Annotated in this window: 8 protein-coding genes; all 8 read right to left on the reverse strand. The window is 66.7% G+C overall.

Features of this window, described 5'->3' with window-relative positions:
* Positions 1-5: 5 nt before the first annotated feature.
* Positions 6-3,515 carry a double-strand break repair helicase AddA gene (addA, locus tag FXB41_RS01195; RefSeq protein WP_219678817.1) on the reverse strand — a complete coding sequence of 1,170 codons (3,510 nt, stop codon included), beginning with the start codon at positions 3,513-3,515 and terminating at the stop codon, positions 6-8.
* On the reverse strand, positions 3,509-6,655 hold the full coding sequence (gene addB / locus FXB41_RS01200) for a double-strand break repair protein AddB (RefSeq protein WP_007598396.1): 3,147 nt from the start codon (positions 6,653-6,655) through the stop codon (positions 3,509-3,511). Before addB ends, addA begins: the two co-directional genes overlap by 7 nt.
* Before the next feature lie 219 nt (positions 6,656-6,874).
* Complete coding sequence (locus tag FXB41_RS01205) at positions 6,875-7,597, reverse strand: nucleotidyltransferase family protein (RefSeq protein WP_007598395.1); 723 nt, start codon at positions 7,595-7,597, stop codon at positions 6,875-6,877.
* 124 nt (positions 7,598-7,721) lie between these two features.
* Complete coding sequence (locus FXB41_RS01210) at positions 7,722-8,039, reverse strand: PilZ domain-containing protein (protein ID WP_007598394.1); 318 nt, start codon at positions 8,037-8,039, stop codon at positions 7,722-7,724.
* A gap of 129 nt (positions 8,040-8,168) precedes the next feature.
* Positions 8,169-9,701, reverse strand: coding sequence for a tRNA (adenosine(37)-N6)-threonylcarbamoyltransferase complex ATPase subunit type 1 TsaE (gene tsaE / locus FXB41_RS01215; RefSeq protein ID WP_219678820.1), 1,533 nt, complete (start codon positions 9,699-9,701; stop codon positions 8,169-8,171).
* Positions 9,698-12,202 (reverse strand): sensor histidine kinase, encoded by a 2,505-nt coding sequence (locus tag FXB41_RS01220; protein ID WP_219678823.1) that lies wholly within the window; start codon positions 12,200-12,202, stop codon positions 9,698-9,700. The genes tsaE and FXB41_RS01220 overlap by 4 nt, the downstream gene beginning before the upstream one ends.
* Positions 12,203-12,644: 442 nt before the next feature.
* Positions 12,645-13,103 (reverse strand): dUTP diphosphatase, encoded by a 459-nt coding sequence (gene dut, locus FXB41_RS01225; RefSeq protein WP_219678826.1) that lies wholly within the window; start codon positions 13,101-13,103, stop codon positions 12,645-12,647.
* Complete coding sequence (coaBC, locus tag FXB41_RS01230) at positions 13,100-14,551, reverse strand: bifunctional phosphopantothenoylcysteine decarboxylase/phosphopantothenate--cysteine ligase CoaBC (RefSeq protein ID WP_219678830.1); 1,452 nt, start codon at positions 14,549-14,551, stop codon at positions 13,100-13,102. Before coaBC ends, dut begins: the two co-directional genes overlap by 4 nt.
* Between the last annotated feature and the right edge of the window lie 16 nt (positions 14,552-14,567).

A 14,567-nucleotide genomic window follows, 5' to 3' on the forward strand; every position in this document is an offset into this window, starting at 1 on the left:
TCAACCTATGAATGGCTCCTTGCCGGGTCAAGGACGCTCACACCGAGATGAAGAGATGCCAGCGCCGCGTCCAGCGCGGGAGCCGAAATCTCCATATATTCAAGGGCCTCGGTCCAGAGCAGGACGGCGCGGATCGGCTTTTGGGGATAAAGCCTCGATAGCACCGCCCGGTACAGCGCCAGCTGCCGGACATAGGCGACGGGCGCCGCGGCGGCGCTCTTGGGAGCCGCCTGATTGGTCTTGAAATCGACGATCAGGATCTCATCCGGCCGAACGACCAGCCGGTCGATCTGGCCCGACACCAGCGCTGGGGCGTGGCCCTGCCGCTCCAGCCTGCCGACGATCGCGACCTCCGCCCGGCTGCCGGCGGCAAACACCGGGGCAAACCGTGGTTCGGCGATCAAAGCGAGCACCTTGTCGGCCAGCGCGGCGCGGTCAGCCTCCGCCCAGTCCGCGGCGTTGCGTGCCATGAAGCCGAGCGCCGCCTCGCGCCGGCGCTCGATGGCGATGTCGGGGAGCGATTGCAGCAGCCGGTGCACCAGCGTGCCGCGTTGCAGCGCGAGCGCGCGGGACTGCACTGATTCGCCCGACAGCACGGTGCGACCTTCCCCGGACGGCTGGCCGGAGGGGCGCACCGGATCGTCTTCGATGGTCTCGGGCGGTACCGGCGTCCGCAGCCAGACCGGGAGCGCGGTCGTCTGGTCCAACGAGATCGCGGGCGTGCCCAGCGCCACGACATCCTCCGGTCGGGAGAAGCGCGTTACCTTTCCCAGCGGCGTCTCGATCGTCTCTTTCGCCAGGCCCGAGCCGGCGAGCCCGGTGTCGACCAGATCGTACCAGCTCAGCTTGCGGACCGTCTTCATGTTGCCGGGCATGCAGCCGCCGACGATGAGCCGGTCGGCGGCGCGCGTCATCGCGACGTAGAGCAGGCGGCGGTATTCGTCCTCGGTCTCCTCGAGCATCGCCTTGCGGGCGTCGGCGACGGGCTTGGGATCGTCCGCCTTGCGTCCGGCCCAGACCACCACCTCGCCGCCATTGCCGCGCGGGACCTGGATCAGCCGGAGCCGCTGCGAATCCGCGGGCGACGATGTGGTGTCGACCATGAACACGACCGAGGCCTCCAGGCCCTTGGCGCCGTGCACGGTCATCACCCGCACCTCGTCGCGCGAGATCTCCATGTCGCGCTTCACCTCAGTATCGGCCGAGCGCAGCCAGGCCATGAAACCCTGCAGCGAGGCCGGCGCCTTGCGCTCGTAATTCAGCGCCAGCTCCAGGAACTCATCGAGCGCGTCATTGGCCTCATGGCCGAGCCGGCGCAGCATGCGCGCGCGTCCGCCGTCGCCCCCGAGCAACCAGGCGTAAAAGGCGAACGGCGTCTCCTCGCGGGCTCGGGTTTCGCAGGCTTCGAGGCGTCGCAACGCCGCAGTGAATGTCTCGCTTGTCGGGGCATGTTCGCCGAGCGCGCGGCGAAGCGATCCCTTGCGGTCATGGGCCAGCTGGAACAGATCGTCGTCATCGAGCCCGAACAGCGGGCTCTTCAGCGCCACCGCGAGCGCGAGATCGTCCTGCGGCAGCAGCAGCGCGTCCGCAAGATTCATTAGGTCGATGATTCCGATGTGCTCAGTGAGCTTGAGCCGATCGGCGCCGGCGACCGGAACGTTGGCGTGCTTCAGCGCCTGGATCACTGCATCGAACGCGTTGCCGCGGCGGCGCACCAGGATCAGCATGTCGCCATAACGCAGGGGACGCCGCTCGCCCTCGTGGCCCGTCAGCGTGCCGCTTTCGACCAGCCGCTTGATCTCGGTCTGGATCCGGCGCGCGAGCTTCACCTCGGGGCTGGTGGCGGCGACGCCGTCGAACGGCGCGCGCCAGCCCTCGATCTCCTGCCTGTCGTCGGCTTCCGCAAGGTCCCAGAGCTCGATCACGCTGGGACCTGCATCGCCGAGAGCGTTGTGCAGGGGATGACCGGTCTCGAGCGAATGGATGCTCTTGTAGATCGCGGGCTCGCGGAAGACGTGGTCCACCGAATGCAGGATCGCGGCGCCGGAGCGGAACGAATAGGTGAAGGCGACCGGATCGAATTTCAGTCCGGCCGCCGTGAACTTGCGGTGCAGCTCGCGTCGGCGTGCGTCGAACTCCCGGGGCTGAGCACCCTGAAAGGAGAAAATCGACTGCTTCTCGTCGCCGACAGCGAAGACGGTGCGATTCAGGCCTTCGCGCGCACCATCGCCGGCGGTGAATTCCGAGATGATGTGCGCGACGATGTCCCATTGCCGCGGGCTGGTGTCCTGGGCTTCGTCGATCAGCACGTGATCGACGCCGCGGTCGAGCTTGTAATGCACCCAGCCCGAGGAAACGCGGTCGAGCATCGCCAGCGTCTTGTCGATCAAATCGTCATAGTCGAGCAGGCCGCGCTCCTGCTTCTCGCGACGGTAGTTTGCGGCGGCGGCGGTTGCGATATGCAGCAGGGCCGCGCTGCGGTCGCGCATGGTCACCGCGCGGCGCTTCTCGATCAATCCTGCCAGGCGTTGCGCCTCGTTCTCGAACAGGCGGGCGACGGATGGTTTCTGCTCGCCGAACTTCTTGGTCAGCACCGCCTTGCGCGGCAGCTTTTCGTCGGTCAGGAAGACGCAGAGATAGGCATCGACCTGCGCGGCACCGGAAAACGCCTTTGCTTCGCGGAGCCGGCTGGCCTGGTCGTTGTCGGACTTGCTGCCGTCTTCCAGCGCGAAGGCGATGTCGTCCCAGCGCGATCGCGGCAGATACGGGCCGTCGAGAATCTCCGTCTCGACATCCTCGATGCGGTCGTTTGCGTCCACGCCCAGCACGGCCGCCATCTGCGCAGCAGCGGCCTCGGCGTTGCCGGCCTCATCGGTCCAGGCCATGAAGTGGTCGCGGCTGAGACATGCCTCGCGCACGACCTCCTTGAAGATGACGTCGGCGGCGCTCGCCATCGCGGTCTGCAGCGCGCGGCCGGTGATGCTTTCAGGGTCGCGCGCGGCCTCCAGCAGCACCTTCAGATTGGCGCGCTCCATCATGTCGGTCTGGTCGCGCTCGTCGATCACGGCAAAGCGCGCGGGGACATTGGCCTCGAACGGAAACTGCTGGAGCAGGCGCGTGCACAGCGCGTGGATGGTCTGCACCTTCAACCCGCCCGGCGTCTCCAGCGCGCAGGCGAACAGCTTGCGCGCTTCGCGCCGCAGTTTTCGGTCCGGATGGGGAATGCCGACGTCACGGATCGCCGCATCGAGCGCGGTGTCGTCGAGCGTCACCCAATGCCCGAGCGTGGTGAACACGCGCTCGGCCATGTTGGCGGCAGCCGCCTTGGTGAAGGTGATGCAGAGGATCTTTTCCGGCGGCACGCCCGAGAGCAGCAGGCGGATCACGCGCTGCACCAGCACATGCGTTTTGCCCGAGCCGGCATTGGCCGACACGAAGGCCGACGCGGTCGGATCCGATGCGCGCGCCTGTCGCGCGCGCAACTCATCCGGGATGGGGCGCGGTGCCTTCACCATTCCTCGATCCCCAATCCACCGGCCGCGGACCATTCCTTGATCCGGGCGAGATCGTCATAGGCGCCGTAGCGGTTGGTCCACATCGGCAGGTTCAAGGAGGTATAGGGCTGGTTCTCGTCGTCGAAGGCGCGAATCAGCGCCTCGAGCTTGGCCCTGGCCTCAGCAGCCGCGGTGTCCGGCGGCTGCGGCTCGTCGCCTTGCCTATACTTGAGCTCGAGAACGCGCTCCTCGCCCGGCGGATTGTTGCCGCTCAGGCGAACATAGACGAGCTGGCTCACGGACGCACCAGCATCGATGTCGGGAAAACCGCCCTCGCGCAGGATCGCGGCTTCCAGCGTGAGCTGCGGCGACAGGCCCATGCGGACCTGCTTGCCGGTCGGTGGCTGGCCGGTCTTGTAGTCGAGGATAGCGTAGCCGCCGCCTTGGCGCCGTTCGATGCGGTCGGCGCGAGCGGAGAGACGGAAGCTGCGCCCATGGTCGAGCGGGATCGAGATTTCGCCGCGGGTTTCCGCGGTGATCACCTCGATCGCGCCGCGCCGCGCCGTCTCCCATTCGCCGAACCAGCGCGCGATGCGCTGGAAGCGCGGCCACCACAGCGCCCGCGCCTCGGGTCGCTCCATCAATGGCGCAAAGTATTTTTCGCCGATCGCGCGCAGCACGCGTGAGGGATCATCTGGCAGATCGGTGGCGTAGCGTTCCGTGAACTCGCCGAGCGCATCATGGATTGCCGAGCCGCGGTCGGCGGCCGACAGCGGCATGTCGACGGGATCGAGCGCGTCGAGCCGCAAAATGTGTTTTGCGTAGATCGTATAGGGATCGCGCAGCCAGTCCTCGATCCCGGTCACAGACATCCTGAGCGGCCGGGTCGCGCGGGGCGGTCGCGGCTCGGGCTGCTTGATCGGTCTCACCTCGTCGGGCTGGTCCAGCGCGGCTGCGAACCGCACGTATTTCTCGCCCGCGCGAATCGCGGCCTTCCAGTGCGCATCGCCCGCGACCGCCTCTAACCGATGCAGGAAGCGCGAGGCGACCGCCGGCGCACCGCCGGCCTTGGCGGAGTGGGTGAGGATGACCTCGTCGCCACCGAGCAGTTGCGCAAAATCGTGGGCGGAGAGGCCGATGCGGCGTTCCGGCAGATCGAGGCCGAGCTGGTGCCGCATCGGTCGGCTCAGCCACGGATCGATCCGCGGCGCCGGTGGCCAGACCCCCTCGATCAGGCCGCCAACGATGATGCGGTCGGCCTGCATCAGGCGCGATTCCAGCGGGCCGTAGATCTGCAAGCGCGCGCCCGGCCTGTCCCGCCGCCGCACCGCGCGATCGCTGAACGCGGTCTGGAAGACGTCTGCGTAGTCGGGCAGCGTGACCATCAATCCGCTGGTCGTGCCGCCGCGCAGGAGATCGTCGAAGGCGCTCGCGAGCGCGAGGCCTTCGCGCTCCTCGAACGCCAGCGGGATGCCCTGCTCGTCGCGCGACAGCTCGATCATGATCTCGCGATGCCGATGCGCGAGTTCGGCGAAGTCATATGGTCTTGATGATGCAAGACTCTCGATCGGCGCCAAGGCTTGTCGTAAGCCATCGATCAGCACCTGAATGCGATCGAGGTCTTCGGCCTTGAGACGTGCACGCGGCTCGGCCTTGTGCAGCGCGGAGACCTCGCTGCGCCACAGCTTTGCCAGTTCCTCGCGAAAGCGATTGAATTCGCGCAACAGGCCGGCGGTGCCCGCGGGCGGGCGCGTGCCGCGCAACAAAGCGAGCTCCAGGTCTTCGATCGCCGCCTTCCATGCACCAGACGCCCGGCCGATCCGGCATAGCGGATGCTTCAGCATCGCCAGCAGCGTCGGCGGCTCCAATCCCTTGGTCGCAGCCTCCGCTGTCAGTCGCGCAAAGACGCCGGCGGCGGTTTCCATCAGGACATCGCCGCCGGAATCATCGAATGCGAGATCCCATCGTGTCAGCGCAGCCATCACCCGCCGCGCCAGCGCGCGATCGGGCGTGACCAGCGCCGCGGATTTGTCGAGGTGCCGCGCCTCGCGCATCGCGATGGCGATGGCGAGCGCTTCCATTTCCGGGTTGGGGGCTTCGACAACCGCGAGGTTCTTCATGCCGCCGGTGATCTTCGCGGCCACATCCGGCTGCTTCAGCCGGTCGTGCCATATCTCGGTCTTGGCCGAGGGCCGCATCGATTCCGACGCCAGCAGATCGCGACCGCCTTCCGCCGGTGGCTGGAGACTATCGACGTCGCTGCGCTTGATGCCAAACCGATCCAGCAGCGCGTGCATGGCATATTGCGGATGGTTCGAGACCGGGTGCTCAGCGAACTTGCCGAGCGAATCGCGTACGCCGCCGATGCTGCGCCATGCATCGTCGTCGAGATCAGTGTCGAGGCCGGGCAGCACCACGGCGCCATGCGGCAGCGAGGCGACTGCATGGAGAAATCTTGCCGTGGCCGGCATCGAGCCGGTCGAACCGGCCGCGATCACGGGGCCTTGGTGATGCGCGGTCAGCCGCTTGGCTTCGGCATCGATCAGGAGGTCGCGGCGGGCAGCGGGCTCGATGCGTTTGATTTCGGCGAGATGACCCGGCCAAGCGATGCGCGCGATACGCAAAAATTCAAGCGAGTGCTGCCAGTACCGGTCGAGCATATCAGGTACGAGGCCATCGAGCGCGCTCCAGTCGACGCCGCGCGTGACCATGTCGTCGATCAGACGCGCGAGATCGGAAGCCAGCGCCAGCGTCGAGGCGGGGCCCCCGACGACCAGCGGAGACAGCACCGGGCCCTTGGCCCAGGCCGCGACGAGCTGCGCCAGTGTCAGCCGCCGTTCGAGCTCGCCGAGCCGCGGCGGAATGTCGAGCGGCGTTGCGCCGGAAAACTGTTCGCCCTCATCGGCGAAAGCGAGCTCATCCTCGTCGATGTCGCCGAGCGCGACGATGCGCGGCAGCACGACCGCATCCGCCTTCATCTCGTCGAGGAAGATCTCGCGGACGACGCGCATGGCGCGCCGTGTCGGCAGGTACAGCGTGGCGTCCGCCAGCCGCGCCGGTTCCTTGCGCGCCTCAAAGCCCTCGACCAGCCGGCCGTCGAGCAGGCTGGAGACGACGGTGCGCAGGAACGGAACTGAGATGGGAACGCTGAAAACGCGCATGAGCTGCCTGATTCGGGAATCAGGCGCCAATATAGGGAGGCGGACTCAAATGGATATGGGTGGAGGGAGATAGTCCCCGCTGTTCGCCGGACCAGAACAGGTGCCGTAGGGTGGGCAAAGGCGCAACGCGCCGTGCCCACCATGTTTCCGCGAATTTCAGCTTAGATGGTGGGCACGCTTCGCTTTGCCCACCCTACGGCACCGTGCGCGAGAGCGGCCCTACGCCACGCTCTCCAGAAACGCCTCTTCGGCCGCGTGGACGGCATCAGGCGTGCCGACATGCATCCAGACGCCGTCGAGGCGAAGGCCGAACAGCCGCTCCTGCTCGTTGGCACGGTCGAACATCTTGGTCAGCGAGAACTCGCCCGTGGGGGCATCGGCGAAGATCGACGGCGACAGGATCGCCGCGCCGGCATAGACGAACGGAACGACCTCTTTTTCCTTGCGCTTGCGCAGGGCGCCGTCCGCCAGCATGCCGTAATCGCCGCGGCCGCTATAGCCGATGCTGGTCGCCGTCGGCGCCATCAGCAGCAAAATGTCCATGCGCTCAGGGTCGAAGTTTTCGGCGAGCCGCGTCAGGTTCGAGCGCACGCCGTCGATCCACAGCGTGTCGGAATTGACGTGAAAGAACGGTGCGTCCCCGAGCAGCGGCAGTGCCTTGACCACGCCGCCACCGGTGCCGAGCACCTGGTTGCGCTCGTCCGAGATGGTCACGCGCGGATGCTGGCGGGATGCGGTGTGATCGATGATCTGGTCCGGCAGATAGTGCACGTTGACCACCGCCTCGCTCACTCCGGCGTGGGCGAGCTTGTCGAGCACGTGGTCGAGCAGCGGCTGGCCGGCCACCGGAACCATCGGTTTCGGCATCTTGTCCGTCAACGGACGCATGCGCAGGCCGAACCCTGCGGCGAGCACCATGGCTTTGGTCGGTTTGACGGACATCCTTCGCTTTCTCAGACCTACTGATTTCGCGTTCGCAGCAATCCTAACACGAGGTTCGACTGACCGCACCGCGTCTTAATCGCCTTAACCACCTGCCGTGACGCTTGTACGACGGGTGTTGCCGTTACGCCCCGATGGATGTGGAACGCGTCTTTTTCTTCTTGTCGCCGAGCTTGAGAAAGTTGACGCCGATCTGGTCGCCATTGACCCAGGCGAGCTCGCAGCGTCGGTACGCAAGTCCGGTGGACGACAGCAGCAGAAAAAACTCCTTCAGATGCAAGCCTTCGACTGAGCCGTCGATGGTCAGCTTGGCGCCGCTGTCGGAGACGTCCTCCATGGTGCAATCGCGCCGCCAGGTGCCGTCGATACCCATCATCTGGGCTGCGATCCCGCGTTCGAAAACAACCCGGCTGTTGCCGCGCTGGTCCGTCTTCACCGCCATCTGCCCTGCTCCAGCCCCGTAATCATCCGGCTGCCTCGCCGCTAGATTACCGGTGTCTTGGCTAACAGCCGGTAAATCGGGCCCCGAATCAGCCTTTTCCGCCCCTGCTAGCCTTTTCAGCCTTGGGCCTCAGCCTTGGGCCGGCCTTCGGGGTGGCGGGACATTGGCGAGATACCAGTCGCGCAGATGGGCGAGCGCGGGATGCGCCAGCGAGCGCTGGAGATAGGTCCAGATCCGCGGCTGGTGACGCAGATAATGCGGCTTGCCGTCGCGGCGGTTGAGGCGGGCGAAGGTGCCGAGCAGACGCGTGTTCCGCTGCGCCGACATGATGGCGTAGAGCTCCGCGAAGCCGGCCGCGTCGAAGCTCGCGGCGCTGGCGCGGCGCGCCTTGATGTAGCGCGACAGCAGCGTCAGTTCGATCGCCTCGGGCACATCGATGCGGGCGTCCTGGAGCAGCGACACCACGTCGTAGGATTGCGGCCCCAGCACGGTGTCCTGGAAATCGATCACGCCGACGCGTTCGATGCCGGTGCGATTCCCGAGCCAGATCAGGTTCGGCGAGTGATAGTCGCGGATGATCCACGTCTTCGGCGAGGCCTGCGGCTTCTGCAGCAGCTCGCGCCACATCGCGAAAAATTCGGCGCGCTTCCCGTCGTCCAGCGGCGCGTTGCGATCGGGCAGGTACCATTCCGGCATCAACCCAATTTCGGTCAGCAGTGCCTCGGTATCGAAGACGGGAATGGCGTAGGTCTGCCCCCCGAGCGGCAGCGTCTCCGGCAGCGTCTTGCCGTGCAGCACGGCTAGCAAATCGACGGCGGCTTCGTAGCGTTCGGTGATCGGGCGGGGCGGATCGCCCTCAATCACGCCTTCGCTGCCGAAGTCTTCGCTGACCAGGAATCCGTGGTCGAGGTCGGAATGATGGATCGCGGGCGCGGAGATTCCCTGCGCGCGCAGGCCCTCATCGATGGCGACGAAGGGTTTGATGTTTTCGGCGAGATGCACCGCGGCGCTGTAGGATTTTCCGTTGTACATCGCAGCGCCATCCGGGCGCTGCGGCGAGTTCATGAGGATGACGATCTCGTCGTCGCGCAGCAGCCGCGCATAGGAGCGCGTCGAGGCGTCGCCTGCCATCCGCTTGCGCGTTGCCTCCATGTAGCCGGATGCATCGAGGAATTCTCGCAGCGCCTTTAGCCGCGCGACGATGGCGGCAGCCTTGCCATAGCCGGTGATGTCGGCGGCGCGTGCGTTCGAGCCCAGTGCCGGCCGGTGCGTCAGCGCGATGTCGATGCGGTCTTGAGGCATCGCCGAGGGCGCGCGCTCCGGCCATTCGATCAGGACGAGGGTTGCTTCCGGCAGCGGCGACAGCCCGATCTCTTCGAGCTCGCTCTCGTCCTCGACGCGGTAGAGGTCGGCATGCATCACCGGGAATGGCGGCAGCTCGTAGCCCTGCACCAGCGTGAAGGTCGGGCTCGGCACTTCCAGTGCATCGTCGCCGGCGAGGTAGCGGATCATGGCTCGCGCCGCCGCGGTCTTGCCGGCCCCGAGATCGCCGGTGAGCGTGATGACATCGCCGGGGCCGACCAGCAGCGCGAGGTCGGCCATCAATTGCGCAGTGGCCGTCTCGTTGTGGAGCGCGACGCAGAATGTGGTTGGCGCAGTCATTCGGCGGCGTCGCGATGCGCCGCCTGGTCGGTCGGGAAATCACAGACCACGACCGTGCCCCTGCCCACGATCGAATCGACCCGGATGTTGCCGCCATGCAACTCGACGAAGGAGCGCACCAGCGACAGGCCGAGCCCGGCGCCGCGATGACGCGAGCCTTGCGAGCGGCTCTCGAACCAGTTGAACACCTTGTCCTTCATGTCGGCAGGTATTCCAGGCCCGGAATCTGTCACCGTGAAGACCACACTGCGTTCGGTGCGGCGGGCGCTGATGCCGACGGTGGAATCCGGTGGAGAAAACCCGACGGCATTGGCAAGGAGGTTATAGAGCACCTGCACCACGCGCTTCTCGTCGCCGGTGAAGCTGCCGACATCGGGCGCGATCTCGACCTTGAGGCGGATGCGGTCGGTGGCGAGCCGGTCCTGGAGACCCTCGGCGGCGAGCTCGATGGTCTTGCTGACGTCGACCGGGCCGAGTTCCAGCTTCATGGCGCCGGCGTCGATGGTGGCGAGATCCAGGATGTTGTTGGTCAGCGCCAGCAGCGCATTGGTCGATTTGGTGACGTAGTCGAGATATTCGGCCTGTTTCGGCGTCAGCGGCCCGGTCGAGGGATCGCTGAGGAAATGCGCGAAGCCGATGATGGTGGTGAGCGGCGAGCGCAGCTCGTAGGAGACGTGGTGGACGAAATCCACCTTCATCTGGTCGGCGGCCTCCAGCGCCTCGTTGCGCTCGCGCAGCGCGCGCTCGACGTTCTCGGTGTCGGTGATGTCCTGGAACGTCAGCATCGTGGCGCCGTCGTGCAGGGGCCTGATCATGCCGTCGAGCACGCTGCCGTCCTTGCGCTCCAGCTTCAGCGGAACGTCGGCGCGGCTCTCGATCGAGGTGACGGCCTCGCGGATCTGCCGCCAGACGATCGCGTCATCGAACAGCTGATGGCACCAGCCCTCGACGGTCTGGATGTGCGGCTCGTCGCGCATGGCGTCAGCGGACAGCTTCCACATCCGGACGAAGGCCGGGTTGAACAGCTGCGCCTTGCCGTTGCTGCCGAACACCGCGACGCCCTCGGCGAGGCTGTCCAGCGTCTCGCGCTGGACCCGGATCATGCCGTCGAAGCGGCGGGCAAGCTCGAGGCTCTCGGTGACGTCGTCGAACAGATAAGTGACGCCGCCTTCGGGGTTCGGCGTGGTGACGACGGAGAGCGCGCGGCCGTCGGGCAGGTACCAGGTGTCCTTGGCAGCCTCGACCGCCCGATAGGCCTCGTGCAGCTTCGCCTTCCAGGCGCGGAAGTCCGGCTGCTCCGGCAATTTGCGCGCGGCGCGGAGCTTGTCGAGCACGCTGGAATCGTCAGGGTTGGCGTCGAGGAAGGTGCGGTCGAGGTCCCACAGCTGGCGGTAGGAATCATTGTAGAAGGCAAGCCGGCGCTGGCCGTCGAACACGGCAACGCCGGAGGAGAGCTGGTCGAGCGTGCGGCGATGCGCTTCCGCCATCCGCACCAGCGCCGAGCTCAAGGCATCCGCTTCGCTGGCATCAATGGCAACGCCGACATTGCCGCCGCCGACATTGACGGCGCGCACGTCGTAGATGCGCCGCTCGCCGCCGATCACGATCGGCAGGCGCGAGGTGAAATTGGCCGTTTCCTTCAGCCCCCGCTCCATCGCGGTGCGGTCGGCGCTGTCGAGCAGCTCGAGCTTGCGCTCCTGGGCGTCGGTGATGCTGGCCGCCTCGGTCGCACGGACATAGGCGGGGTTGGCGTAAGCCAGCGCGCCGTTCTCGCCCTTGGCCCAGATCGGCCAGGGTGCGGCGGTCGCGAAGCCGCGCAGCATTTCCGTCTCGTCGGAGAGGGCCTTGTAACGCAGATTGGTCTCGGCCAGATCGCGGCGGAGCCCTGAGAGCTCGCGAATCCTGACGATGGCCTGGCCGCCGATGGCGCGGCCGATCGCCTCCAGCGTGTGGCCATGCGCGGTGGTGAGCGTCAGCTGGAACCCGTCGCCGCGGTCGCGCAGCGCATCGACCGCGTGATCCATCCGGAGCGCCGGTTCCGGCGGCAACCAGGTTCCAAACGCGAGCACGCGCTGTGGAGAGGAGTCGCGCGGCAGCACCATGGAGATGTCACCGGAGATCTGCGCGCGATTGTCGCCGGCCGGCCAGGAGATCAGGATCTGCGGCTCGGCGAACAGCAGTGCGCCGAAGCGGTCGGCCTGGAGCTGGAGTTCCCCGATCCGGGCGCGCAGCCGCGCCTCATTCTTCGCCGTGCGCACGCGCGTGCGCATCAGGAGGATCGCGGCGACCACCGAGAAGCCGAGCAAGGCCAGCGCGGTGGCCAGCACCGCGAGTTCCTGCCGGTTGAAATCCAGCAATGCTGAGAGTGTGTCGACGAGGTCGGCGGCCTCAGCCGGCGCAGCCGGCAGCAGCGCTGCGAGAGCGCTTCCCAACAAGCCGTTGCGCACGAGCGATGTGCACGACAGCAGCGTCCGACGCATCGACACGATCACGCCTGACATAGTTGCCCCAAGATCGCACGAATTTGCGCGCGGCGACCCCCGTCGCGCGCGAATCAAACGACAATACCCTCACCGTGACTCCACCGGTAAGAGTCCAGACCGTGAACGCAACGGCGACCCCAAAAAAATGCGGGGCGCGGTGTTCCGGGCCGCGTCGTTCGTCGGGATGATTCGGTTGGGATTGTCGTGCGCGAGCGACCAATGAGATGAGACTCGATTGGCGCTCCAACGGAGGTGCGTTCCCTCCCCCCCTTGTGGGGGAGGGCTAGGGAGGGGGGTAGCCTAGGAAAAGGTGCCAGTTGTCGATGATGCAATGAGGATGGGTACGCTCTCGATAGAGTCCCCGAGCGGCACCCCCCTCCCTGCCCCTCCCCCACAAGGGGGGAGGGAACGGAGAGAGCGCCGATGTCGGACTCGATTCGACTTCAGCGCGTCACCGCGCCTAGCGGCCGGTCGAGCCGAATCCGCCGGCACCGCGGTCGGTCGCTGACAGGGTCGCCACGGGAACCAGCGCGGCCTGCACCATTGGCGCGATCACCATCTGTGCGATGCGCTCGCCGCGCTTGACCACGAAGGCGGTCTGGCCGTGGTTGATCAGGATCACCTTGATCTCGCCGCGATAGTCCGCGTCGATCGTGCCCGGTGAGTTCAGCACGGTGACGCCGTGCTTGGCGGCAAGGCCGGAACGCGGCCGCACCTGCGCCTCGTACCCGGGCGGCAACGCTATCGCGAGGCCCGTCGGCACCAGCGCGTATTGGCAGGGCGCGAGCGTCAGCGGCTCGTTCTCGGGCACCGCCGCCATGAGGTCGAGACCGGCGGCATCATTGGTCTGGTAGGCCGGCAGCGGCAGCCCTTCCGCATGGGGCAGGCGCTGCAGTTCGACGGTGACTTTGGTGCTCAAGATGCGGGCTCCCGGGATTTGCCGGTCACGCTCTTTGCGATATGCGCGACCAGTTCAATGGCGACCTGTTCCTTGGTCATCGCCGGCCAGGAATCAACTGCAATCTCGCCGTTATCGGCACCATTGTTGCGGCTGATGAGGTGCACGGTGTTGCGGTCCCCGCCCATCACGCCGGTTGCGGGAGAGACGTCGTTGGCGACAATCCAATCGCAGCCCTTGCGGGCAAGCTTCGACTTCGCGTTGTCGATGAGGTGCTCGGTCTCGGCGGCAAAGCCGATCACCAGTGGCGGACGCTTGTCGGTCAGTTTCGAGATCGTCGCGAGGATATCGGGGTTCTCGACCAGCTGGAGCGGCGGCATGCCGGCCGAGGTCTTCTTCAGCTTCTGCTCGCCTTCATTGACGACCCGCCAGTCGGCGACTGCGGCGGCGAAGATCGCGATGTCAGCGGGAAGCGCGGCCTGCACCTGCTCCAGCATCTGCCGCGCCGATTCCACATACTTGACCGTCACGCCCTGGGGATCGCTGAGATCGACCGGGCCGCTGACCAGGATCACCTCGGCGCCCGCGGCCTGTGCGGCGGCGGCGATCGCAAAGCCCTGCTTGCCGGAGGATCGGTTGGCGATGTAGCGCACCGGGTCGATCGGCTCGTGGGTCGGGCCTGCGGTGATCAGCACGCGCTTGCCGGCGAGTGGGCGCGGCACCGGCGGCCGCAGCAGCCGCTCGGCGGCGGTCGCAATCTCGATCGCTTCGGACATGCGGCCGATGCCGGCTTCACCTGCTTCCGCCATCTCGCCGGAATTCGGCCCGATCAACATCACGCCGTCGCGTTGAAGCTGCGCGACATTGCGCCGCGTCGCCGCGTTGTTCCACATCAGCGGATTCATGGCCGGCGCGAGCAGGACCTTGCGGTTGGTCGCGAGCAGGATGGCGCTGGCGAGATCGTCGGCATGGCCGTTGGCCATCTTGGCCATCAAATCCGCGGTCGCAGGCGCCACCACGATCAGGTCGCACTCCCGCGCCAGCCGGATATGACCGGCGTCGAACTCGCTCTGGGGATCGAACAGGTCGGTGTAGACGCGCTCGTGCGAGAGCGCGCTCACGGCCAGCGCGGTGACGAATTGCTGCGCCGCCTTGGTCAGCACGCAGCGGACCTCGATCCGCCGCTCCTTGAGCCTTCGGATCAGGTCGAGCGATTTGTACGCCGCGATCCCGCCGCCGATGATCAGGGTGACGCTGGCTTCTGGAACGGCGCCGGTGCGTTGAGGAATCGGGGTGGTGAAGGCCGCGGGCGGCGCCGTGAACGGCGTCAGGGGCTCCTCACGGCCTTCGATCAGCTCCCCGAGGATGACCCGGACCTCTTCCTCGACCGACCTGCGGTTCTTGGCCGAGCGCAGCCTGAGGTAAGTTTTGATGCCTTCGTCGAGCTTGCGAATGGTCAGGCTCGCCATGACGCCCCTCCAGCAC

Source organism: Bradyrhizobium canariense (assembly GCF_019402665.1).
In the GTDB taxonomy this organism is placed as follows: Bacteria; Pseudomonadota; Alphaproteobacteria; order Rhizobiales; family Xanthobacteraceae; genus Bradyrhizobium; species Bradyrhizobium canariense.

Coding starts and splice junctions, on each gene's coding strand:
- tsaE (WP_219678820.1), bottom strand. CDS start 9,701: ATGACTGCGCCAACCACATTCTGCGTCGCGCTCCACAACGAGACGGCC.
- coaBC (WP_219678830.1), bottom strand. CDS start 14,551: ATGGCGAGCCTGACCATTCGCAAGCTCGACGAAGGCATCAAAACTTAC.
- addA (WP_219678817.1), bottom strand. CDS start 3,515: ATGGTGAAGGCACCGCGCCCCATCCCGGATGAGTTGCGCGCGCGACAG.
- FXB41_RS01205 (WP_007598395.1), bottom strand. CDS start 7,597: ATGTCCGTCAAACCGACCAAAGCCATGGTGCTCGCCGCAGGGTTCGGC.
- FXB41_RS01210 (WP_007598394.1), bottom strand. CDS start 8,039: ATGGCGGTGAAGACGGACCAGCGCGGCAACAGCCGGGTTGTTTTCGAA.
- addB (WP_007598396.1), bottom strand. CDS start 6,655: ATGCGCGTTTTCAGCGTTCCCATCTCAGTTCCGTTCCTGCGCACCGTC.
- FXB41_RS01220 (WP_219678823.1), bottom strand. CDS start 12,202: ATGTCAGGCGTGATCGTGTCGATGCGTCGGACGCTGCTGTCGTGCACA.